21 protein-coding genes are annotated in these 21,295 nt (G+C 70.2%); 17 read left to right on the top strand and 4 right to left on the bottom strand.

Annotated features, from left to right (window positions below; all coding sequences use genetic code 11):
* Nucleotides 1-70: 70 nt before the first annotated feature.
* The 7 genes from ACWD35_RS31600 (at nt 71) to ACWD35_RS31570 (ending at nt 8,365) form a co-directional block, all read left to right on the top strand.
* Entirely contained in the window at nt 71-862 is a 792-nt protein-coding gene (locus ACWD35_RS31600) for an enhanced serine sensitivity protein SseB C-terminal domain-containing protein (protein ID WP_451354757.1), read from the top strand.
* Nucleotides 863-1,200: 338 nt separating this feature from the next.
* Entirely contained in the window at nt 1,201-2,199 is a 999-nt protein-coding gene (locus ACWD35_RS31595) for an ABC transporter permease (protein WP_451354756.1), read from the top strand.
* Nucleotides 2,200-2,252: 53 nt separating this feature from the next.
* Nucleotides 2,253-4,010 (top strand): ABC transporter substrate-binding protein, encoded by a 1,758-nt coding sequence (locus ACWD35_RS31590; protein ID WP_451354817.1) that lies wholly within the window; start codon nt 2,253-2,255, stop codon nt 4,008-4,010.
* A 72-nt stretch (nt 4,011-4,082) separates the two neighbouring features.
* Complete coding sequence (locus tag ACWD35_RS31585; protein WP_451354755.1) at nt 4,083-5,090, top strand: ABC transporter permease; 1,008 nt, start codon at nt 4,083-4,085, stop codon at nt 5,088-5,090.
* Complete coding sequence (locus ACWD35_RS31580; protein ID WP_451354754.1) at nt 5,087-6,178, top strand: ABC transporter ATP-binding protein; 1,092 nt, start codon at nt 5,087-5,089, stop codon at nt 6,176-6,178. Before ACWD35_RS31585 ends, ACWD35_RS31580 begins: the two co-directional genes overlap by 4 nt.
* The gene (locus ACWD35_RS31575; RefSeq protein ID WP_451354753.1) at nt 6,175-7,632 is read left to right on the top strand and encodes an ABC transporter ATP-binding protein; all 1,458 of its coding nucleotides are present in this window, start codon (nt 6,175-6,177) and stop codon (nt 7,630-7,632) included. Before ACWD35_RS31580 ends, ACWD35_RS31575 begins: the two co-directional genes overlap by 4 nt.
* 73 nt (nt 7,633-7,705) lie before the next feature.
* Nucleotides 7,706-8,365 carry a trimeric intracellular cation channel family protein gene (locus ACWD35_RS31570; RefSeq protein WP_451354752.1) on the top strand — a complete coding sequence of 220 codons (660 nt, stop codon included), beginning with the start codon at nt 7,706-7,708 and terminating at the stop codon, nt 8,363-8,365.
* Here ACWD35_RS31570 and ACWD35_RS31565 read toward each other — a convergent pair.
* Nucleotides 8,274-9,536, bottom strand: a complete 1,263-nt coding sequence (locus ACWD35_RS31565; RefSeq protein WP_451354751.1) for an alpha/beta hydrolase — start codon at nt 9,534-9,536, stop codon at nt 8,274-8,276. The two genes, ACWD35_RS31570 and ACWD35_RS31565, sit on opposite strands and share 92 nt — an antisense overlap.
* A gap of 175 nt (nt 9,537-9,711) precedes the next feature.
* Between ACWD35_RS31565 and ACWD35_RS31560 the strand changes: the two genes are divergently transcribed.
* Both ACWD35_RS31560 and ACWD35_RS31555 read left to right on the top strand, forming a co-directional pair.
* Complete coding sequence (locus ACWD35_RS31560) at nt 9,712-10,575, top strand: thioesterase family protein (RefSeq protein WP_451354750.1); 864 nt, start codon at nt 9,712-9,714, stop codon at nt 10,573-10,575.
* Nucleotides 10,576-10,609: 34 nt separating this feature from the next.
* Nucleotides 10,610-11,575 carry a helix-turn-helix transcriptional regulator gene (locus ACWD35_RS31555; RefSeq protein WP_451354749.1) on the top strand — a complete coding sequence of 322 codons (966 nt, stop codon included), beginning with the start codon at nt 10,610-10,612 and terminating at the stop codon, nt 11,573-11,575.
* Nucleotides 11,576-11,586: 11 nt separating this feature from the next.
* Here the strand turns inward: ACWD35_RS31555 and ACWD35_RS31550 are convergent, their stop codons facing one another.
* Nucleotides 11,587-12,213: a TetR family transcriptional regulator gene (locus ACWD35_RS31550; RefSeq protein ID WP_451354748.1), complete on the bottom strand. Its 627-nt coding sequence runs from the start codon at nt 12,211-12,213 to the stop codon at nt 11,587-11,589.
* 121 nt (nt 12,214-12,334) lie between these two features.
* On the opposite strand from ACWD35_RS31550, the gene ACWD35_RS31545 reads away from it, so the two are divergent.
* The 4 genes from ACWD35_RS31545 (at nt 12,335) to mnmA (ending at nt 15,526) form a co-directional block, all read left to right on the top strand.
* Nucleotides 12,335-12,502: a hypothetical protein gene (locus tag ACWD35_RS31545; RefSeq protein WP_451354747.1), complete on the top strand. Its 168-nt coding sequence runs from the start codon at nt 12,335-12,337 to the stop codon at nt 12,500-12,502.
* 32 nt (nt 12,503-12,534) lie between these two features.
* Nucleotides 12,535-12,813, top strand: a complete 279-nt coding sequence (locus ACWD35_RS31540) for a DUF4190 domain-containing protein (RefSeq protein ID WP_451354746.1) — start codon at nt 12,535-12,537, stop codon at nt 12,811-12,813.
* Nucleotides 12,814-12,880: 67 nt separating this feature from the next.
* On the top strand, nt 12,881-14,050 hold the full coding sequence (locus tag ACWD35_RS31535) for a cysteine desulfurase family protein (RefSeq protein ID WP_451354745.1): 1,170 nt from the start codon (nt 12,881-12,883) through the stop codon (nt 14,048-14,050).
* A gap of 345 nt (nt 14,051-14,395) precedes the next feature.
* The gene (gene mnmA, locus ACWD35_RS31530; protein ID WP_451354744.1) at nt 14,396-15,526 is read left to right on the top strand and encodes a tRNA 2-thiouridine(34) synthase MnmA; all 1,131 of its coding nucleotides are present in this window, start codon (nt 14,396-14,398) and stop codon (nt 15,524-15,526) included.
* Between the two features lie 36 nt (nt 15,527-15,562).
* Here mnmA and ACWD35_RS31525 read toward each other — a convergent pair whose 3' ends face one another.
* The gene (locus ACWD35_RS31525; protein WP_451354743.1) at nt 15,563-16,345 is read right to left on the bottom strand and encodes an alpha/beta fold hydrolase; all 783 of its coding nucleotides are present in this window, start codon (nt 16,343-16,345) and stop codon (nt 15,563-15,565) included.
* Between the two features lie 63 nt (nt 16,346-16,408).
* Entirely contained in the window at nt 16,409-16,732 is a 324-nt protein-coding gene (locus tag ACWD35_RS31520) for a DUF427 domain-containing protein (protein WP_451354742.1), read from the bottom strand.
* Between the two features lie 50 nt (nt 16,733-16,782).
* Between ACWD35_RS31520 and ACWD35_RS31515 the strand changes: the two genes are divergently transcribed.
* From ACWD35_RS31515 to ligA, 4 genes are read left to right on the top strand one after another with little or no spacing between them, the layout of a single operon-like run.
* Nucleotides 16,783-17,322, top strand: coding sequence for an LOG family protein (locus ACWD35_RS31515; protein WP_451354741.1), 540 nt, complete (start codon nt 16,783-16,785; stop codon nt 17,320-17,322).
* 7 nt (nt 17,323-17,329) lie between these two features.
* The gene (locus ACWD35_RS31510) at nt 17,330-18,028 is read left to right on the top strand and encodes an SDR family oxidoreductase (protein WP_451354740.1); all 699 of its coding nucleotides are present in this window, start codon (nt 17,330-17,332) and stop codon (nt 18,026-18,028) included.
* Between the two features lie 55 nt (nt 18,029-18,083).
* Complete coding sequence (locus tag ACWD35_RS31505; RefSeq protein WP_451354816.1) at nt 18,084-19,073, top strand: methionine synthase; 990 nt, start codon at nt 18,084-18,086, stop codon at nt 19,071-19,073.
* A gap of 15 nt (nt 19,074-19,088) precedes the next feature.
* The gene (ligA, locus tag ACWD35_RS31500) at nt 19,089-21,287 is read left to right on the top strand and encodes an NAD-dependent DNA ligase LigA (RefSeq protein WP_451354739.1); all 2,199 of its coding nucleotides are present in this window, start codon (nt 19,089-19,091) and stop codon (nt 21,285-21,287) included.
* The last annotated feature ends 8 nt before the right edge of the window (nt 21,288-21,295 follow it).

Here is a 21,295-nt window from a genome sequence, read left to right as displayed (position 1 = left end):
GGCCCCGAACTCCTGGGTGCTTAAGCTGTCTCCAAACGCAGGGCACACCACAGAAGGGCCGGTACGACAGGTGAGCGCGACCCCCAGCGGGAGCTTGACGCAGGCGCTGCGCCAGGTCACCCCCGGGCGCTACGACGCCTACGAGGCACTGCTGCGCGCCCTCGCCACCCCCTCCTCCGGCCAGATCTGGATGCTTCTGTGGCACGGCCAGGCGGGCTCCCCGGACGCCCAGTACGGGGACATGGAGGTCGACGGCTTCCACTACGCCCCCTGCGTCACCTCCGCCCAGGAACTCTCGGCCAGCGGGTGGAACCGCTCGTACGAGGTGGTCGACGCCCTCGACGTGGCCCGCACGCTCTACCCCGACCACTACGGCCTGTGGCTCAACCCGCACGCCCCGGGCGGCGGCGTCGGCATCCCCTGGCCGGACCTGCGCCGCATCGCCACCGGTCTGGACCGCCAGCCCGCCGGCCCGCTGCGGCTGTCGGAACCCGGCATCGAGATCCCGCAGTTCTACGCGCTGCTCGCGCAGAACGCCCACCGCACCCCGGCGCTCCGCTCGCTGCGCCGCGCCTGGGTGCAGCCCGCGCTCGGGGCGCCGTACCTCGCCCTCGGTCTGGACGTGTACGACACCTCGCCGGCCGCGGTGGACTCGGTGCGCGGGATGATGCAGCAGTCCGTCGGGGCGGTCCCGGAGGGGCTGCCCGTGTCGACGGTGGCGATGACCGACGACTACGACCCGGTCGTGATGTGGATGCGGGCCAACGCCCGCCCGTTCTACGACCGTGAGGCCCACGCGGCGGCCTCGCCGCAGGCCCCGGCCGCCGGGTACGGCTACCCGCCCGCCCACAGCTCCTACTGACCGGGGCGAGCCGCAGAATTTACGTTCTCGACATCCTTCTGCGCGCGTAGAAACCGGCCGATCGGTTCTGAACCGCGCAAATATGCCGTTCTGGCCCCACTGTGTCCTGACTTCCCCGCGTTCGGCGGTCGTTACCCCCTGTTCGGATAACGGAATCCCCTGCACTGCATCACGGTTGCGCATACTTTCGCCGTCAGCTCTGGCGAGTGATCGTGGCCACGCTGAAGACTCCCCACTCAAGACGCGAGGCCGAGGTCCCGTGTCTGATGGCAAGTCGACAAAGCCGCAATCCGCGGCAGGCGCAGGCCGGTCACCACCGGCGAGAGGGGTCGCTCACCGTGACCGCACCGATCGAGACCACCGGGGCAGAGGCAAACGCCCAGCCGGAGGCCGTGCTGGAGGGTGCCGGTAAGGGGCAGATCGAGGGTCGTTCCCTGGGCCAGATCGCCTGGACCCGGTTCAAGAAGGACAGAGTCGCTGTCGCCGGCGGCGTCATCGTGATCCTGCTGATCCTCCTCGCGATCCTCTCGCGCCCCATCCAGGCCATGTTCGGCCTCGACCCCAACGCCTTCCACCAGGACCTGATCGTGCCCGACACCTCGCTGCCCAAGGGCGGCTGGGGCGGCATGAGCATGGATCACCCGCTGGGCGTGGACCCGAAGTTCGGCCGGGACATCGCCACCCGCATCCTGGAGGGCTCCTGGGTGTCGCTGGTGGTCGCCTTCGGCGCCACGGTCCTGTCCAACGTGATCGGCGCGGTCATGGGCGTCGTCGCCGGCTACTACGGCGGCCGGGTCGACACGATCATCAGCCGGCTGATGGACATCTTCCTCGCCTTCCCGCTGCTGCTCTTCGCCATCGCCATCTCGGCGACGCTGCAGGGCGGGGCCTTCGGCCTCAACGGTCTGCCGCTCCACCTGAGCGTGCTGATCTTCGTCATCGGCTTCTTCAACTGGCCCTATCTGGGCCGGATCGTGCGAGGCCAGACCCTCGCCCTCAGGGAGCGTGAGTTCGTCGACGCTTCCCGGGGCCTGGGCGCCAAGGGCCCGTACATCCTCTTCCGTGAGCTGATGCCCAACCTGGTCGGCCCGATCATCGTCTACTCGACGCTGCTCATCCCGACCAACATCCTCTTCGAGGCGTCCCTGAGCTTCCTGGGCGTGGGTATCCAGCCTCCACAGGCCTCCTGGGGCGGCATGCTCCGGGAAGCCGTCACGTACTACCAGGTCGATCCCCAGTACATGATCGTGCCGGGCCTCGCCATCTTCATCACCGTCCTGGCGTTCAATCTGCTCGGCGACGGTCTCCGCGACGCTCTCGACCCCCGCAGCCGCTAGGCAGCTCCCGAGAGTTCATCAAGTTTCCGATCATGGAGGGGAAACAGACCATCATGCGAAGGTCAGCGCTGGCCGCCATCGCGGCCATCGGTTCCGCCAGCCTGCTGCTTGCAGGCTGCAGCAAGGCCGATGACAACAAGGACGGGACCGGCACTCCGAAGGCAGCCGGCGCCAACGCGGCGACCACCGGTGTCGTCAACGCGTCCGACAAGAAGGGTGGCACGGTCACCTACGAGCTGTCGGACGTCCCGGACTCCTTCGACCCGGGCAACACGTACTACGCGTACATGTACAACTTCAGCCGGCTGTACGCCCGCCCGCTGATGACGTTCGCGCCCGGCCCCGGCGAGAAGGGCAACACCCTCGTCCCGGACCTCGCCGCGAGCAAGGGCGTCCCGAGCGACGGCGGCAAGACCTGGACGTACAAGCTGCGTACGGGCCTGAAGTACCAGGACGGCACGGCGATCACCTCGAAGGACGTCAAGTACGCCGTCGAGCGTTCCAACTTCGCGCGTGACGTGCTCTCGCTCGGCCCGAACTACTTCCAGCAGTTCATGAAGGACGGCGACAAGTACAAGGGTCCGTACAAGGACAAGAGCGCCAAGGGCCTGTCCTCCATCGCGACCCCGGACGACAGCACGATCGTCTTCCACCTGAACCGCGCCTTCCAGGAGTTCGACTACCTGGTCGCCGCGCCGCAGACGGCTCCGGTGCCGCAGGCCAAGGACGACGGCGTCGACTACGTCAAGCACATCGTGTCCTCGGGCTCGTACCAGTTCCAGAGCTACGAAGAGGGCAAGCAGGCCGTCCTCGTCCGTAACAAGAACTGGGACCCGAAGACCGACCCGCTGCGCAAGCAGCTGCCGGACAAGATCGTCGTCAACCTGAAGGTCAACCCGGAGACGATCGACAAGGACCTGCAGTCCGGCGACGCCACCGTCGACCTCGCGGGCTCCGGCGTCCAGGCCTCCACCCAGGCCCAGCTGATCAACTCGGCCGACGGCAAGGCCGCGACCGACAACACCTACGGTGGCCGCCTGGTCTACATGGCGATCAACACCAAGGTGAAGCCGTTCGACAACGTGGCCTGCCGCAAGGCGGTCCAGTTCGCGATCGACAAGGTCTCCGTGCAGACGGCCGAGGGCGGCCCGATCCGCGGTGAGCTCGCCTCCACCGTCCTGCCGCCGGACATCACCGGCTACCAGAAGGCGGACGCCTACGCGACCACCGGCAGCAAGGGCGACGTCGCCAAGGCCAAGGACCAGCTGAAGGCCTGCGGCAAGTCCTCGATCACGACCAACATCTCGGCGCGTTCCGACCGCCAGCAGGAGATCGACGCCGCCACGGCGATCATCGCCTCGCTGAAGAAGGTCGGCATCAACGCCACCCTGAAGCAGTACCCGTCGGGTAAGTACTTCACCGACTACGCGGGTGTGCCGAAGTTCACCGTGAAGCAGAACATCGGCCTGGAGATGATGCAGTGGGGCGCCGACTGGCCCTCCGGCTACGGCTTCCTGCAGCAGATCCTGAACGGCAAGGCGATCAGCCAGTCCGGTAACACCAACCTGTCGCAGTACGACAACAAGAAGGTCAACGACCTGCTCGGTTCGGCGATCGCCTCCGAGGACGTCGCCAAGCGCAACGAGCTGTACGCGCAGATCGACAAGCAGACGATGGACGACGCCGTCCTCGTCCCGCTGACCTACTTCAAGGTCCTGCTGTACCGCTCGCCGTACGCGACCAACGTCGTCTCCACGGCCGCCTTCAGCGGTGAGTACGACTACCTCAACCTCGGCACCACGAAGAAGTAGCAGCCCCGGAAGGCAGGTGAAGGCATTGGTGCCCGCGGGCTTCGCAGCCCGCGGGCACCAGCGCCGGCTCCCGTGATCTCGTATATTCTCCGCCGGACGTTCGCAGCAGTGATCCTGCTGCTGGTCGTCACCGCGGTCACCTTCGCCATCTTCTTCCTGCTGCCGCGACTCGCCGGCCAGACGGCGGACCAGCTGGCGCAGCAGTACATCGGCAAGAGCCCCTCGAAGGCGGACATCGCCGCGGTCAAGCACAACCTCGGTCTCGACCAGCCCGTTTACACGCAGTACTGGCACTTCGTGAAGGGGATCGTGGCCGGCGCCGACTACAACGTCGGTCCCTCCAAGGTGCACTGTGACGCACCCTGCTTCGGCTACTCCTTCAAGACCCATGAAGCGGTCTGGCCGCAGCTGACCTCCCGCCTTCCGGTGACCCTCTCGCTGGCCCTCGGTGCTGCCGTCCTGTGGCTGCTTTCGGGTGTCGTCGTCGGTGTCATCTCCGCGCTGAAGCCGCGCTCGGTCTTCGACCGCACCTTCATGGGCGTCGCGCTCGCCGGTGTCTCGCTGCCCATGTTCTTCACGGGCAACCTGGCGATCCTGCTCTTCACCTACAAGTGGCCGATCTTCGGCCGCACGTACGTCCCGTTCACCGAGAACCCCGCGCAGTGGGCCAACACCCTCTTCCCGGCGTGGTGTTCGCTCGCCCTGCTCTACTCCGCCATCTACGCGCGGCTCACCCGCTCGGGCATGCTGGAGACGATGAGCGAGGACTTCATCCGCACCGCCCGCGCGAAGGGCCTGCGGGAGCGCACCGTCGTCACCCGGCACGGTCTGCGGGCGGCGCTGACCCCGATCATCACGGTCTTCGGCATGGACCTCGGCCTGCTGCTCGGCGGTGCCGTGATCACCGAGTCCGTGTTCTCGTTCCACGGTGTCGGCCAGTTCGCGGTGCAGGCCATCGACGACAACGACCTGCCCCCCATCCTCGGCGTGACCCTGCTCGCCGCCCTCTTCGTCGTGATCGCAAATCTTGTGGTGGACGTGCTCTACGCCGCCGCCGACCCGCGGGTGAGGCTCTCGTGACCGAACTCTCCAAGACCGGTGCCGCAGTGGGGGAGCCCACCGCCGGCAACGCGTCCGAAGCCTTCCTGGAGGTCCGCGACCTCAAGGTGCACTTCCCGACCGACGACGGTCTGGTCAAGTCCGTCGACGGGCTCAGCTTCTCGGTGGAGAAGGGCAAGACCCTCGCCATCGTGGGCGAGTCCGGCTCCGGCAAGTCGGTGACCTCGCTCGCCATCATGGGCCTGCACCGCCTCGGCGCCCGCGGCAAGAACGTGCAGATGTCCGGCGAGATCTGGCTGGCCGGCCAGGAACTGGTCGGCGCGAGCCCGGACGAGGTGCGCAAGCTCCGCGGCCGGGAGATGTCCATGATCTTCCAGGACCCGCTGTCCGCGATGCACCCGTACTACAAGATCGGCGACCAGATCGTCGAGGCGTACCGGGTCCACCACAACGTGAGCAAGAAGGTGGCCCGCACCCGGGCCATCGAGATGCTCGACCGGGTCGGCATCCCCGAGCCGGCCAAGCGCGTCGACGGCTACCCGCACGAGTTCTCCGGCGGTATGCGCCAGCGCGCCATGATCGCCATGGCGCTGGTCAACAACCCCGAGCTGCTCATCGCGGACGAGCCGACCACGGCCCTCGACGTGACCGTCCAGGCGCAGATCCTCGACCTGATCCGCGACCTGCAGAAGGAGTTCGGCTCCGCGGTCGTCATGATCACCCACGACCTGGGCGTGGTCGCCGAGATCGCCGACGACGTCCTGGTGATGTACGGCGGCCGGTGCGTGGAGCGCGGCTCCGCCGCCGAGGTCTTCGAGAAGCCGCAGCACCCGTACACCTGGGGCCTGCTGGGCTCCATGCCGCGCATCGACCGTGAGACCTCCGAACGGCTCATCCCGGTCAAGGGTCAGCCGCCGAGTCTCATCAACGTCCCCTCGGGCTGCGCCTTCCACCCGCGCTGCCCGTACGCGGACATTCCCAAGGGGAACGTCACCCGCACGGTGCGGCCCGAGCTGGAGATCGTGAGCACCGGGCACTGGTCCGCCTGCCACCTCCCGGCCGAGGACCGTGAGCGGATCTGGACCGAAGAGATTGCGCCGAAGCTGTGAGTGAGACGACGAACAACCAGGCCGCCGATGGCGAGGTGCTGCTCAAGGTCGAGAACCTGACCAAGCACTTCCCGATCAAGAAGGGCATCCTCCAGCGCCAGGTCGGCGCCGTGAAGGCGGTCGACGGCATCGACTTCGAGGTGCGCAAGGGCGAGACCCTGGGCGTCGTCGGCGAGTCGGGCTGCGGCAAGTCGACCATGGGCCGGGTCATCACCCGTCTCCAGGACCCGACCGGCGGCAAGATCACCTTCGAGGGCCAGGACATCACGCGGCTCAGCACCGGGAAGATGCGCCCGCTGCGCCGCGACATCCAGATGATCTTCCAGGACCCGTACGGCTCCCTGAACCCCCGGCACACCATCGGCTCCATCGTCTCCGCGCCCTTCCGGCTGCAGGGCGTGGAGCCCGAGGGCGGGGTGAAGAAGGAAGTCCAGCGCCTCCTGGAGCTGGTCGGTCTGAGCCCCGAGCACTACAACCGGTACCCGCACGAGTTCTCCGGCGGTCAGCGCCAGCGCATCGGCATCGCCCGCGCGCTCGCCCTGAAGCCGAAGCTGGTCGTCGCCGACGAGCCGGTGTCCGCGCTGGACGTGTCGATCCAGGCGCAGGTCGTGAACCTCATGGACGACCTCCAGCAGGAGCTCGGCCTGACGTACGTGATCATCGCGCACGACCTCTCGGTCGTCCGGCACGTCTCGGACCGGATCGCGGTGATGTACCTCGGCAAGATCGTCGAAATCGCCGACCGCACCTCGCTGTACGAGGCGCCGATGCACCCGTACACCAAGGCGCTGATGTCGGCGGTGCCGGTGCCGGACCCGAAGCGCCGGGGCGCGAAGAGCGAGCGCATCCTGCTCCGCGGTGACGTCCCCTCGCCGATCGCCCCGCCGTCGGGCTGCCGCTTCCACACCCGGTGCTGGAAGGCGACGCAGATCTGCAAGACGACCGAGCCGCAGCTCGTGGAGCTGAGGACCGGCCAGCGGGTCGCCTGCCACCACCCGGAGAACTTCGCCGACCAGGCCCCACAGGACACGGTCCTGCTGTCGGTGGCGAAGGAGGCGTCGGAACTCGTCCCGGACGCGGTCCTGGAGGAGAAGCCGGCGACGGTGACGGAGACGGAGGCCGAGGAAGCCCCGGCCGCCGACGCCGCTCCGGCGGCCGAAGCCCCGGCGGAGGATGCTCCGGCCGAGGAGCCCGCCACCGAGGAGCCCGCCACCGAGGAGCCCGCCACCGAGGAGGCCGCCACCGAGGAGCCCGCCACCGAGGAGGCCGCCACCGAGGAGCCCGCCACCGAGGAGGCCGACGACGAGGCCACCGAGGAAGCCGCCGCCGACGAAGCCCCCGCCGAGGAGGCTGCCGAGGAGGAGGCGCCGGAGTCCACGGAATCGGACGAAACGGCCAAGTCGGCCGCATCGAGCGAGTCGGCCGAGAAGTCGGGCGAGTCGAACGATAAATAGCTCACCGAAGCTCACACGCGTCAGGGGCCTGGCTTTGTAAGGTTCACGGCCCCTGACGGGTGAGAATGGCAGGGTGCAGCTCCAGCAACTCTTCAGCCCCTCCGTCCAGCACACGCTCGACGTCATCGGCATCTTCGTGTTCGCGATCTCCGGCGCGCTGCTCGCCGTCCGGAAGAACTTCGACGTCTTCGGGATCGCCGTACTCGCCGAGGTCACCGCGCTGGGCGGGGGGCTGTTCCGCGATCTGGTCATCGGGGCCGTACCCCCGGCCGCCTTCACGGACCTCGGGTACTTCGTGACCCCCCTGTTCGCCGCGCTCGTCGTCTTCTTCCTGCACCCGCACGTGGAGCGCATCCAGGCGGCGGTGCTGGTCTTCGACGCGGCCGGCCTCGGCCTGTTCTGTGTGAGCGGTACGACGAAGGCGTACAGCTACGGCCTCAACCTGACCGCGTCCGCGACCCTCGGCCTCGCCACCGCGGTCGGCGGCGGTGTGCTGCGCGACGTGCTCGCCAACGAGGTTCCCTCGCTGCTGCGCTGGGACCGCGACCTGTACGCGGTCCCGGCGATCGTCGGCGCCACCATGGTGGTGCTGTGCATCCGTTACGACGCGCTGACCCCGTTGACCAGCGGGCTCGCGGTCGTCACGGCCTTCGTCCTGCGCCTGCTCGCGATGCGGTTCCACTGGCGAGCGCCGCGTGCGTGGAACCGCCGGTCGACCGTGACCGAGGAGTAGTCCCGGCGCCGCCGATCCCGACCACCGACCGGTCGTGCCCCGGGGCGTGGCTCTGGCCCATCTGGAGCGTCAGCCAGCGGAAGACCGTGGTGACCTGGGGCCGCCACAGCGCCATGTTGTGGCCGCCCGCGCTGCGCGGCAGGAACACCACGTGCACGGTCGTCGGCGCCTTGGCGATGGACTCCAGCGCCACGCCCGCCTGGTAGCCGTCACCGGCCTCGCCCGAGATGTACAGCGCGATCCGCGGCGGCGCCGAGGCCTTCCGCAGGATCAGGTACGGGTTGTTCGCGGCGCGCAGCGCGGGGTTCTGCGCCGCGAGGGAGTTCCGCTCGCCGATCGGGTCGTTGTAGCCGGACAGGCTCACCGCGGCCCGGTAGCGGTCGGGGTGGGCCACGGCCAGCTTGACCGCGCAGTGCGCGCCCGCCGAGTACCCGGCCACCGCCCAGCCCGAGGGTGCCGGCACGGCCCGGAAGTTGTCCATGACCATCTTCGGCACGTCGATGCTGAGCCAGCTGTCGGCGTTGACCTGGCCGGGGATGTTGGCACAGCCGGTGTCGACGCCCGCCAGCAGGTTGGTGCGCGGGGCGACCATGATGAAGGGCGCCACCTGGCCGCTCTTCATCAGCGGCAGCAGCTGCTCGTGCGCCTTCAACGAGCCGAACCAGGCCTTCGCGGAGCCCGGGTAGCCCGGCAGCAGTTCCACCACCGGGAACTTCTTGTGGCGGTAGGCCGGCTGGTTGTACTGCGGCGGCAGCCACACGTAGACCTCGGCGTTCACGCCCGAGACCCGGCCCTTGAGCTGGGTGACGCGCACGCCGCCGGCCGCGTGCATGCCGGGCCCGTCGGCTGCCTTGAAGTCCTGCCTGACCTTGGGCAGCCGCTTTACCGCTATCCCGCCGGTTCCGTCCTGGCCGAGGTTCGCCGCCTGCTGGACATGGTTGCCGGTACCGAGCAGGTCGGCCCAGTTGTCGTACAGGTTGTTCTGGTTGTTGACCAGCACGAAGACCAGGGTGACCGCCGTGCCCTGGGCGAACAGCAGCATCAGCACCCGGGCCACGGCGCGCAGGGGCCGGGGCCCGCGCATCCTCGACCAGAGCACGAGCGGCAGTATGAGGGCGACGACGGACAGCACGATCGTCGTGTAGAGGAACGGAGTCCCGGTGAGGCTCATGTCCCCATAGAGGGTGATGGGGTGCCCTGGGTTGTGGACGTGTCCGGACACTTACCGAGAAATTGCCGGGATCTCACCCGGAGGCGGGATCCGGTCGGTCGGGTGACCGTATCTCGTCATCCCGGCGCAGACTAAAAAGCTACCGCTTAGTAATTTCCTGTTGTACGGTTCAGGCATGCCAGAAGCAGCTTCCGCCCCCTCCCCATCGCGGGCCGTGATCGGCGACAGCGAGTTCGACCGCGACACGGCGGTCACCCGTCGCGAGCCGGGCGTCTACGACATCGACCTCTCGGCCGGCTGGACCATCATCAACGCCGTGAACGGCGGCTATCTGCTGGCCGTGCTCGGCCGGGCCCTCGCGGAGGCGCTCCCGCACCCGGACCCCTTCACCATCTCCGCGCACTACCTGACCGCGTCCCAGCCCGGCCCCGCGGTGATCCGCACCGAGCAGGTCCGCACCGGCCGCACCCTCTCCACGGGCCAGGCCTCGCTCTTCCAGTACGACGACGCGGGCAACGAGGTAGAGCGCATCCGCGTCCTCGCCTCCTACGGCGACCTCTCCACCCTCCCCGACGACGTCCGTACGACGGCCCTGCCGCCCGCGCTCCCGCCGCTGGAGCAGTGCTTCGGCCCCGACGACTCACCGGCTCCGGTGCCGGGCAGCTCGGCCATCGCCGACCGGCTGATGCTCAAGCTCGACCCCGCCACCCTCGGCTGGGCGCTCGGCGCGCCCTCCGGCAAGGGCGAGATGCGCGCCTGGTTCGGCCTGGCCGACGGCCGCGACGCCGACCCGCTCTCGCTGCTCCTCGCAGTGGACGCGTTGCCGCCGACCGCGTTCGAGATCGGTCTGATGGGCTGGGTGCCGACGGTCGAACTCACCGTCCACGTCCGCCACCGTCCGGCCCCCGGCCCGCTGCGCGTGTCGATCACCACGCGCAACCTGGCCGGCGGCTTCCTGGAGGAGGACGCCGAGGTCTGGGACAGCCAGGACCGCCTGGTCGCCCAGTCCCGGCAGCTGGCCCGGGTCAGGCTCGGCTGATCGGGCAGAAGCCGCTCCGGCAGAATCCGGTGTCGTGAAGTCCGACCGGCTGCTGTCGATCCTGCTGCTCCTGCAGACCCGGGGCCGGGTCCCCGCGCACGAACTCGCCGACCGGCTGGAGGTCTCGGTCCGCACCATCTACCGGGACATCGAGGCGCTGTCGGCCTCGGGCGTCCCGGTGTACGCCGAGCGCGGGCGGCACGGGGGCATCGAACTCCTCGCCGGTTTCCGCACGGACGTCACCGGACTGACCGCCGACGAGTCCCGGGCCCTGTTCATCCTGGCCGCCCAGGGCGCGCACGCCGCGCTCGGCCTGGACAGCGCCCTCGGCTCCGCCCTGCGCAAGGTGATGGCGGCCCTGCCGGAGCCGCACCGGCCCGCCGCCGAGGTCACCAGCCGCCGCATCCTGGTCGACGCCACGCGCTGGAACAGCGGCCCGCAGCAGGCCGTCGACCTGGCGGTGCTCCAGGACGCCGTGTTCCGTGACCGGCGGCTCAGCCTGCACTACCGGCACAGCGGAGAGCGGGACCTGCGGACGTACACCGTGGACCCGTACGGGCTGGTCAGCAAGGCCGGGGTCTGGTACCTGGTCGCCGACCGGCGCGGCCGGCCCCGGCTCTTCCGTGCCGACCGGGTGCATCTGGCGCACCTGCTGGACGACCCGGTGCGGCGCCGGGCCGGTGTCGAACTCGCCGACGCCTGGGAGGTGTTGCGCCGCCAGGTGGAGGGGCGCGAGAGCGGGATCGAGGTCACGGTCCGGGTCCCGTGCGACCGTTTCGACCTGTTCCGGCGGCTGTTCGCCGCGCAGCTGACCGAAGTCCGCGACTTCGACGGCGAGAGCGAGTGGGTCACCGCCCGGCTGTCCTACCCGGTGCTCAGCGCCGTCCGCCACCTGCTCGCGTTCTCCGACCGGGTGGAGATCCTGGACCCGCCCGAGGCGCGCGCGGAACTGCTGCGAGGGGCCCGCGCCGTCATGGCTCTGTACGGGTCGGAGAAGTAGCAGGAGAGGGCTCAGTGCAGCCAGTGGTCGCGGCCGACGGTGATGAGCCGCAGCTGCCGCCGGGCGAGCTGGGTGACGCGCTCCCGCTCCTCCTCGGGCGCCTCCAGCGCCTCCAGGAACAGCGAGGCGGTGATGAGCATCTGGTCGACGTAGAGGTGCGCGAGCATCTGCAGGTCGTCCTCGCTCCAGCCCGCGGACCCGGGGTCCTTGGCCAGCTCGGCCTTGACCTCCTCGGCGAACCGGGCCAGTTGGGCGCGGATGGCCTCGCGCACCGGCTGGACCCCGCCGTGCCGCTCGCGCGCGATGAAGCGGACGTGAGCGGGATGGGTGTCCACGTGGTGGGCGATCAACTCGATGGCGCCCGCTATGCGTTCCTCGGCGTCGCCCGTCGCGGACACCGTCTGGGCCACCATCGGGTGCAGGCTGCCGAGCGCCTCGTCGACCAGGGCCACGCCGAGATCGGCGGTGGAGCGGAAGTGCCGGTAGAAGGCGGTCGGGGCGACACCGACGGCCCGGGCGACCTCGCGCAGGCCCAGGCTGCTCAGGCTCTGCTCCTCCAGCAGCGCGAGCGCCGCGTCCAGGAACGCCTGCCGGGTCTTCTGCTTCTGGGCCTGCCGGATGCCGAGGGTGTGACTCATGTCATCCAGTTAACAACTGTTCTCTGGAATTGGAAAGCCGTGGGAGGCGTTAGACTCAAAGTCAGTGAACAAGTGTTACTACAACTGTTCACCGAAACTTCACGGAGGGGGATCGAATCCCATGCTGTTCCTCGTCGCCGCACTCATGCTGCTCGGCGTCGTGCTGGGCACCGTGGCTCACGCGCCCATGCCCGTCACGGCCGTCCTGGCCGCGGTCATCGCCGTCTGGCTGGGCATCTTCGCGATCCGCGAGCGCATCGGCCGCCGTCGCCAGTCCTCGGCCAACTGACCGTCCGGAACGACATCCAGGAGCTGAGCACCATGCAACTCACCGCACCGGCCACCAGCCGCACCGACACCCGTACGCGCACCCGCGACGCCGACGGCATGGCCGTGGCGTCCTTCATCCTCGGCCTGCTCGGCCTGCTCGTCCTCAATCTCTTCCTCGGCCCGATCGCCATCGTCCTCGCCGCGGTCTCCCTCTGGCGCGGCACGGCCCGCCGGGGCCGCGCCTGGCTGGGTCTGACCCTCGGCGTGGCCGACCTGGCGGTCCTGGCGATCGCGATGCAGATGTCCAACACGGTGTCGTGGAGCCTGTGACGTCACCGACGTATGGCGCACACTCGGCCAAGGCCGAGCGCAGGGGCCCATTAGAATCGGCCTCACCATGGCATACCTCGACCACGCCGCCACGACGCCGATGCTCCCGGAGGCGGCGGAGGAACTGACCGCCCAGCTGAGCATCACCGGCAACGCGTCCTCCCTGCACGCCTCCGGCCGCCGGGCCCGCCGCACGGTCGAGGAGTCCCGCGAGACCCTCGCGGACGCGCTGGGCGCCCGTCCCAGCGAGGTCGTCTTCACCTCGGGCGGCACCGAGGCCGACAACCTCGCGGTCAAGGGCCTGTACTGGTCCCGCCGCGACGCCGACCCGGCCCGCACCCGCATCCTGGCCAGCCCCGTCGAGCACCACGCCGTGCTGGACGCCGTGCACTGGCTGGGCGAGCACGAGGGCGCCACGGTCGAGTACCTCCCCGTCGACTCCTACGGCCGCGTCCACCCCGACGCGCTGCGCGAGGCGATCTCCCGCAACCCCGACGACGTCGCCGTGGCCACCGTCATGTGGGCCAACAACGAGATCGGCACGATCCTGCCGGTCCGCGAACTGGCCGACGTCGCGGGGGAGTTCGGCATCCCGCTGCACGCCGACGCGGTCCAGGCCTTCGGTCAGGTGCCGGTCGACTTCGGTGCCTCGGGCCTCGCCGCGATGACGGTTTCCGGCCACAAGATCGGCGGCCCGTACGGCATCGGCGCGCTGATCCTCGGCCGCGAGTACACCCCCGTGCCCGTCCTGCACGGCGGCGGCCAGGAGCGCCACGTCCGCTCCGGCACCCTCGACGTCCCGGCGATCGCCTCCTTCGCGGTCGCCGGCCGGCTCGCCGCCGAGCAGTGCGAGTGGTTCGCGCGGGAGATCGGCGCCCTGCGCGACCAGTTGATCGACGCGGTCCGTACGGCCGTACCGGACGCGATCCTCGGTGGCGACCCGGCTCCGGAGGGCCGCCTCCCGGCCAATGCCCACTTCACGTTCCCCGGGTGCGAGGGCGACTCCCTGCTGCTCCTGCTGGACGCCCAGGGCATCGAGTGCTCCACCGGCTCCGCCTGCACGGCGGGCGTCGCCCAGCCCAGCCACGTCCTGCTCGCCACCGGTGTCGACCCGGACCTGGCCCGCGGCACCCTGCGCTTCTCCCTCGGCCACACGTCCACGGAGGCGGACGTCGAGGCGGTGGCCAAGGCCATCGGCCCGGCGGTGGAGCGGGCCCGCGCGGCGGGGCTCAGCTGAGCGGCGCGCACCAGCTCAGGGCGTACAAAAGCCGGCGTGCGAAAGCACGCCGGCGCACAAAAGCGACCTACGAGGCGGGTTCCCTTCGCCGGTATTGTCCGGATCAGGTAATGGGGGTCGCCTTCCGGTCCAGTACTTGCAACCTTCCGGCCTCTCAGCCCTAGCGTCGACGTCGGCACCAGCGGAGGCTTGGTGTCTCTCGCTGACGTCGGCTACTCCGCTTGAACTCCCTCACTCGTCCCGTAGGTCTATATACAGGATAGAACGCCCGATACCGGACAAAAAGGGGTTGGGCCTTGATTTTTTTCCGGAGCCTGGGGAACGGCCCCGTACCCTGGAAGAGCTATGACTGACACCCCGCAGCGCCCCCGCCCCCTCCGCGTCCTCGCCGCCATGTCCGGCGGTGTCGACTCCGCCGTCGCCGCCGCGCGGGCCGCGGAAGCCGGTCACGACGTCACCGGCGTCCACCTCGCGCTCTCCGCGAACCCGCAATCCTTCCGCACCGGCGCGCGGGGCTGCTGCACCATCGAGGACTCGCGCGACGCCCGCCGCGCCGCCGACGTCATCGGCATCCCCTTCTACGTCTGGGACCTCGCCGACCGCTTCCGCGAGGACGTGGTCGAGGACTTCATCGCCGAGTACGAGGCGGGCCGCACCCCGAACCCGTGCCTGCGCTGCAACGAGAAGATCAAGTTCGCCGCGCTGCTGGACAAGGCGCTGGCCCTGGGCTTCGACGCGGTGTGCACGGGCCACTACGCGAAGGTGATCCTGAACGAGGACGGCACCCGCGAGCTGCACCGCGCCTCCGACATGGCGAAGGACCAGTCGTACGTCCTCGGCGTCCTGGACGACAAGCAGCTCGCGCACGCGATGTTCCCGCTCGGCGACACGGTCACCACCAAGGAGGAGATCCGCGCGGAGGCCGAGCGCCGAGGCCTGGCCGTTGCCAAGAAGCCCGACTCGCACGACATCTGCTTCATCGCCGACGGCGACACCCAGGGCTTCCTCGCCAATCGGCTGGGCAAGGCCGAGGGCGACATCGTCGACGAGGACGGCAACCGGCTGGGCACGCACGAGGGCGCGTACGGCTTCACCATCGGCCAGCGCAAGGGCCTGCGCATCGGTACCCCGGCCGCCGACGGCAAGCCGCGCTACGTCCTCGACATCTCCCCGGTGAACAACACGGTGACCGTCGGCCCCGCCGCGTCCCTGGACGTCAGCGCGCTCACCGCGGTCAAGCCCCGCTGGTGCGGCACGGCCCCCGAGGGCCCCGGCAGCTACACCGCCCAGCTCCGCGCGCACGGCGGCGAGACCGAGGTGACCGCGGAACTCGTCGACGGCGAACTGCGCGTCACCTTCGCCGAGCCGGTCCGCGGGGTCGCCCCCGGCCAGGCGATCGTGCTGTACGACGGCACGCGCGTGGTCGGCTCGGCGACGATCGCGACGACCACGCGGGCGACGGCAGCGGCGGTGTAGCCCGGCTGCGGGGGGCCTGCCTGCGGGGTGGCCCGCCTACGGGGCGAAGAACTCGGCAAGCACCGGCCCCAGGACCTCCGGTTCCACCATGTGGGTCTGCCCCTCCAGGACCCGGTACGTGCCCTGGGGCACCGCCTCCGCGATCGCCTGGCTCGCCCTGTGCATCCACTCCGGGCTCGCCCCGCCCGCGACGGACAGCACGGGCACGGAGACCAAGGCCAGCCGCTCCCGCGGCAGCAGACCGTCGCCCATGACCGCGTCGTCGTAGGCGAGGCTCGGTGCGACGGCCTCCATGCCCGCCCACATCGGCGACTGGCGGGCGCTCCGGACCATCTCCTCGCCGAGGCCCGCCAGGCGCAGGAACAGCTCCACGGCGTCCCCGCGCCGGCCCTCCGCCAGCGCCTTGTCCAGCTGCTCCTTGTACCGGGCCTCCTGCTCCGCGCCGCCCGCCAGGTGGTCCGCGAACGGCACCTCGTACACGGCGGCCTGACGTACCGGCAGGCCGCTCGCCGCCGCCTCCAGCACCAGCGCGCCGCCCGAGGAGACCCCGAACAGCGCCGCGTCGCCGCCCACCGCGTCGAGCAGCGCGGCCAGGTCCTCGACCTCGCGGGCCACCGCGTAGGGCGCCGTGTCCCCGCTCGCGCCGCGCCCCCGGCGGTCGTAGACGACGGCCGTGCAGCGGTCCGCGAGCCGGTGCGCCAGAGGCGCCACGGTGCCGCCGGTGGACATCGCGCCGCTCACCAGGATCACCGTGGGCCCCTGGCCGATCGCTTCGTACGCGAGGGCGGTGCCGTCGCGGGAAGTCGTCATCTTGTCCATGCCGTCGCAGACTGCCGCACGGCACGGGGCTCGTCGGTCACGACACGTCGGTGCCGTGGAAGGTCACGCCACTTCGACCTCGTAGAAGCACAGGTGATCCTTGATCTCCGCCACGTCCGGCTTCGGGTCCGGGTACGACCACACGAGGTCGGGCGCGTCGGGCAGCGACCAGTAGGACGCAGTGCCCTTGAAGGGGCAGACGGTGTGGGTGTCGGAGGGGGTGAGCAGGTCCATGCGGACGTCCTCGGCGGGGATGTAGTACCGCGCCGGAGAACCGGTCTCGCGCAGTACGAGGGGACGGTCGCTCTCCGCGAGCACCTGTCCGCCGTGCACCACACGCACGTGCTGTTCGCCCCGTTCGATGGTGATCGTGTGTCCTTGGCTCATACTCGAAAAGCGCCCGCGGGCCCGTACTTCTTCCCGGGTACGGTGAGCGCATGAATATTTGCGTCTTCCTCTCCGCCGCCGACCTCGACGAGCGGTACACGCGCCCCGCGCGCGAGTTCGCGGAACTGATCGGCAAGGGCGGCCACACGCTGGTGTGGGGCGGTTCCGACGTCGGGCTGATGAAGGTCGTCGCCGACGGCGTGCAGGAGGCCGGGGGCAGGCTGCTGGGCGTCTCCGTCGAGTTCCTCGCGGCGAAGGCACACCCGGGGGCGGACGAGATGGTCATCGCCGCCGACCTGGCCGAGCGGAAGAAGCTGCTGCTGGAGAAGGCCGACGCCGTGGTGATCATGGTGGGCGGCACCGGCACGCTCGACGAAGCCACGGAGATCCTGGAGCTGAAGAAGCACGGCCGCACCGACAAGCCCGTGGTGCTGCTGAACACCGAGGGCTTCTACGACGGCCTGGAACAGCAGTTCCGCCGCATGGAGAAGGAGGGCTTCCTGCCGCGCCCCCTCGCCGACCTGGTGTTCTTCGCGAAGGAGCCGGTGGGCGCGCTGGCCTACCTGGAGGAGTCGCTCGGCGCCCGGTGATGCGAGCATGGCGGGCATGGCAACTCATGTGATCACCGGGGCCGGTTCCGGCATCGGCGCCGCCGTCGCCCGCCGGCTCCACGCGCGCGGGGACGAACTCGTCCTCCACGCGCGCGACGCGGGCCGCGCCAAGGAACTGGCCGCCCAGTTCCCCGGCGCGCGCACCCTGGTCGGCGACCTCGCCGACCCCGACAGGCTGTCCTGGGCCTTCTCCCACCAGTCGCTCCCGGAACGGGTCGACTCGCTGCTGCACATCGCCGGGGTCGTGGACCTCGGCGAGGTCGGCGAGCTGACCCCGAAGGCCTGGCACCACCAGCTCAACGTCAACCTGATCGCCCCGGCCGAGCTGACCCGGCACTTCCTGCCCCAGCTCCGCGTCTCCCGCGGCCATGTGATCTTCGTCAACTCCGGCTCCGGCCTCAACGCCCACGCCGGCTGGGCCGCGTACGCCGCCTCCAAGCACGGCCTGAAGGCGCTCGCCGACTCCCTGCGCCACGAGGAGCACGGCAACGGCGTCCGGGTCACCTCGGTCTACCCGGGCCGCACCGCGAGCCCCATGCAGGCCAAGGTCCACCAGCAGGAGGGCAAGGAGTACGACCCGGCCGCCTGGATCGACCCCGAGTCGGTCGCCACGACGATCCTGATGGCCCTGGACCTGCCGAGGGACGCGGAGGTCAACGACCTGACGGTGCGACCGGGGCGGTGACCGCCGGGCCGCGGTCCGGCCGCGGCTACGTAGGCTTCACCCCGTGAAGGAGAAAATGCGCTTCGGCGCCGCGACCGGTGTCGGCTCCATGCCCGGAGGGGACGCCAGGGAGGCCGCCAAGACCGTCACCGGCAGCTTCGAGGACTTCCCGTTCCTGCCCGAGCTGCCCGCGCGCGGCCCCGGCGCCGACATGATCGGCCGTACCGCCGGGATGCTGGTCGAGCTGTATGCGCGCGTGGAGCCCAGCGGCTGGCGCATCGGCGACCGGCCGGGCCGGGACACCCGCCGGGCCCGGTCCTGGCTGGTGGAGGACCTCGACGCCCTGGAGGAGTTCACCCAGGGCTACGAGGGCGACCTCAAGGTGCAGGCGGTCGGCCCGTGGACGCTGGCCGCCGCCCTGGAGCTGAGGAACGGCGAGGCCGCCCTGTCGGACCCCGGCGCCTGCCGCGACCTCGCCGCCTCGCTGACGGAGGGCCTGCGCCTGCACCTGGCGGAGGTGCAGCGGCGTGTCCCCGGCGCCCGCGTGGTGCTCCAGCTCGACGAGCCCTCCCTCACCGCCGTACTGCGGGGACAGGTGCGCACCGCCAGCGGCTACCGCACCCACCGGGCCGCCGACCGGCAGGTGGTCGAGGCCACGCTGCGGGACGTGGTCGGGGTGCACGGCGGCGGACCCGTCGTCGTCCACTCCTGCGCGCCGGACGTCCCCTTCGCCCTGCTGCGCCGGGCCGGGGCGGCGGCCGTCTCCTTCGACTTCGCGCTCCTCACCGAACGTGACGACGACGTCATCGGCGAGGCCGTCGAGGGCGGCACCCGCCTGTTCGCCGGTGTCGTGCCGGGCACGGACGGCCCATTGTCAGACCCTGCCGGTAGCGTCATGGGTGTCAGGACGCTGTGGCGCAGGCTGGGGCTGCATCCGGGGCTGCTCGCGGAGGCGGTCACGGTCACCCCGGCGTGCGGTCTCGCGGGCGCTTCCCCCGCCTACGCACGCCAGGTGCTCGCCCACTGCGTCCGGGCGGCGAGATCCCTCGCGGACAACCCAGAGTAACGGGAGGACAACACGGTGGCCGGCGACAAGCAAGCGGAGACGACGGGGGTTCCCGCCGAGGCTCGCGTGAAGCACGCGCAGTTGGCGGAGCAGGTCGAGGAGCACCGCTTCCGGTACTACGTGAAGGACGCTCCCGTCATCAGCGACGCGGAGTTCGACCAGCTCCTGAAGTCCCTGGAGGCGCTGGAGGAGCAGTACCCGGAGCTGCGCACCCCGGACTCCCCGACCCAGAAGGTCGCGGGGTCCTACGCCACGGAGTTCACGGCGGTCGAGCACCGCCAGCGGATGCTGTCCCTCGACAACACCTTCAACGACGAGGAGCTGGCCGCCTGGGCCGACCGCATCGCGCGCGAACTGGGCGACCAGGAGTACCACTTCCTGTGCGAGCTGAAGGTCGACGGCCTCGCCGTGAACCTCACCTACGAGCACGGCCGCCTCACCCGTGCGGCCACCCGCGGCGACGGCCGCACCGGCGAGGACATCACCCCGAACGTCCGGACGATCGCGGAGATCCCGGACCGCCTCCAGGGCGAGGAGGTGCCCGACCTGGTGGAGATCCGCGGCGAGGTCTACTTCCCGATGGAGAAGTTCGAGGAGCTGAACGCCCGTCTGGTCGCGGCCGGTGACAAGCCCTTCGCCAACCCCCGCAACGCCGCAGCCGGTTCGCTGCGCCAGAAGGACCCGCGTGTCACCGCCACCCGCCCGCTGCACATGGTCGTCCACGGCATCGGCGCCCTGGAGGGCTTCACGGGCATGACCCGCCTCTCCCAGGCGTACGACCTGCTGAAGACCTGGGGCCTGCCCACCTCCACGCACAACCGGGTGGTCGACGACCTCGACGGCGTACGGGAGTTCATCGCCCACTACGACGGCGAGAACCGCCACTCCGTGGAGCACGAGATCGACGGCGCCGTCATCAAGCTGGACGAGATCCGGCTCCAGGGCCGCCTCGGCTCCACCGCGCGCGCCCCGCGCTGGGCGATCGCCTACAAGTACGCGCCGGAAGAGGTCAACACCAAGCTCGTCGACATCAAGGTCGGCGTCGGCCGCACCGGCCGGGTCACGCCGTACGCCCAGGTCGAGCCGGTCAAGGTCGCGGGCAGCGAGGTCGAGTTCGCCACCCTGCACAACCAGGAGGTCGTCAAGGCCAAGGGCGTGCTCATCGGCGACACGATCGTCATCCGGAAGGCCGGTGACGTCATCCCGGAGATCCTCGGCCCGGTCGTCGACCTGCGCGACGGCAGCGAGCGGGAGTTCGTGATGCCGGCCGAGTGCCCCGAGTGCGGGACGCCGCTCAGGCCCATGAAGGAGGGCGACATCGACCTCCGCTGCCCCAACGCCCGCACCTGCCCGGCCCAGTTGCGCGAGCGTGTCTCCTTCCTCGCGGGCCGCGAGTGCCTGGACATCGAGCACTTCGGCGCGGTGGCCGCCGCCGCGCTCACCCGCCCGCTGGAGCCGGCCGAGCCGCCGCTGGTGGACGAGGGCGACCTCTTCGACCTGACGGTGGAGAAGCTGCTGCCCATCAAGGCCTACGTCCTCGACCCGGACAGCGGGCTGCCCAAGCGGGACGCGAAGACCGGCGAGGAGAAGGTCGTCACGGTCTTCGCCAACCAGAAGGGCGAGCCGAAGAAGAACACCCTCGCGCTGCTGGAGAACATCGAGGCGGCCAAGTCCCGTCCGCTCGCCCGGTTCCTCAACGGCCTGTCCATCCGGCACGTCGGACCGGTCGCGGCGCAGGCCCTCGCGCGCGAGTTCCGCTCGATCGACCGCATCCAGGCGGCCACCGAGGAGGAGCTCGCGGGCACCGACGGCGTGGGGCCCATCATCGCCGCGGCCCTCAAGGAGTGGTTCGCCGAGGACTGGCACTGCGAGATCGTCCGCAAGTGGAAGGCGGCCGGGGTCCCGCTGGAGGACGAGACGTCCGGCGAGGACGAGGGGCCGCGCCCGCTGGAGGGGCTCACGGTCGTCGTCACCGGCACGCTGGAGAACTTCACGCGGGACGGCGCCAAGGACGCGCTGCAGAGCCGCGGAGCGAAGGTGACCGGTTCGGTGTCGAAGAAGACCTCGTTCGTCGTTGTGGGTGACAACCCCGGCTCGAAGTACGACAAGGCGATGCAGCTGAAGGTTCCGGTGCTGAACGAGGACGGTTTCGGCGTCCTGTTGGAGCAGGGCCCCGAGGCGGCGGCCGAAGTCGCGCTTTCGGCCGAGGAATAGCGGTTGAA

It is taken from the genome of Streptomyces sp. NPDC002671 (genome assembly GCF_053592475.1).
The sequence above is the reverse complement of the archived record's forward strand: the minus strand, read 5'-3'. Positions and strand labels throughout refer to the sequence as shown.

What these genes read in the sequence shown, in the direction of transcription:
- ACWD35_RS31590 (WP_451354817.1), top strand. Translation starts at nt 2,253, where the DNA reads ATGCGAAGGTCAGCGCTGGCCGCCATCGCGGCCATCGGTTCCGCCAGC.
- ACWD35_RS31565 (WP_451354751.1), bottom strand. Translation starts at nt 9,536, where the DNA reads ATGAGCCTCACCGGGACTCCGTTCCTCTACACGACGATCGTGCTGTCC.
- ACWD35_RS31560 (WP_451354750.1), top strand. Translation starts at nt 9,712, where the DNA reads ATGCCAGAAGCAGCTTCCGCCCCCTCCCCATCGCGGGCCGTGATCGGC.
- ACWD35_RS31550 (WP_451354748.1), bottom strand. Translation starts at nt 12,213, where the DNA reads ATGAGTCACACCCTCGGCATCCGGCAGGCCCAGAAGCAGAAGACCCGG.
- ACWD35_RS31545 (WP_451354747.1), top strand. Translation starts at nt 12,335, where the DNA reads ATGCTGTTCCTCGTCGCCGCACTCATGCTGCTCGGCGTCGTGCTGGGC.
- ACWD35_RS31540 (WP_451354746.1), top strand. Translation starts at nt 12,535, where the DNA reads ATGCAACTCACCGCACCGGCCACCAGCCGCACCGACACCCGTACGCGC.
- ACWD35_RS31535 (WP_451354745.1), top strand. Translation starts at nt 12,881, where the DNA reads ATGGCATACCTCGACCACGCCGCCACGACGCCGATGCTCCCGGAGGCG.
- mnmA (WP_451354744.1), top strand. Translation starts at nt 14,396, where the DNA reads ATGACTGACACCCCGCAGCGCCCCCGCCCCCTCCGCGTCCTCGCCGCC.
- ACWD35_RS31525 (WP_451354743.1), bottom strand. Translation starts at nt 16,345, where the DNA reads ATGGACAAGATGACGACTTCCCGCGACGGCACCGCCCTCGCGTACGAA.
- ACWD35_RS31520 (WP_451354742.1), bottom strand. Translation starts at nt 16,732, where the DNA reads ATGAGCCAAGGACACACGATCACCATCGAACGGGGCGAACAGCACGTG.
- ACWD35_RS31515 (WP_451354741.1), top strand. Translation starts at nt 16,783, where the DNA reads ATGAATATTTGCGTCTTCCTCTCCGCCGCCGACCTCGACGAGCGGTAC.
- ACWD35_RS31510 (WP_451354740.1), top strand. Translation starts at nt 17,330, where the DNA reads ATGGCGGGCATGGCAACTCATGTGATCACCGGGGCCGGTTCCGGCATC.
- ACWD35_RS31505 (WP_451354816.1), top strand. Translation starts at nt 18,084, where the DNA reads ATGCGCTTCGGCGCCGCGACCGGTGTCGGCTCCATGCCCGGAGGGGAC.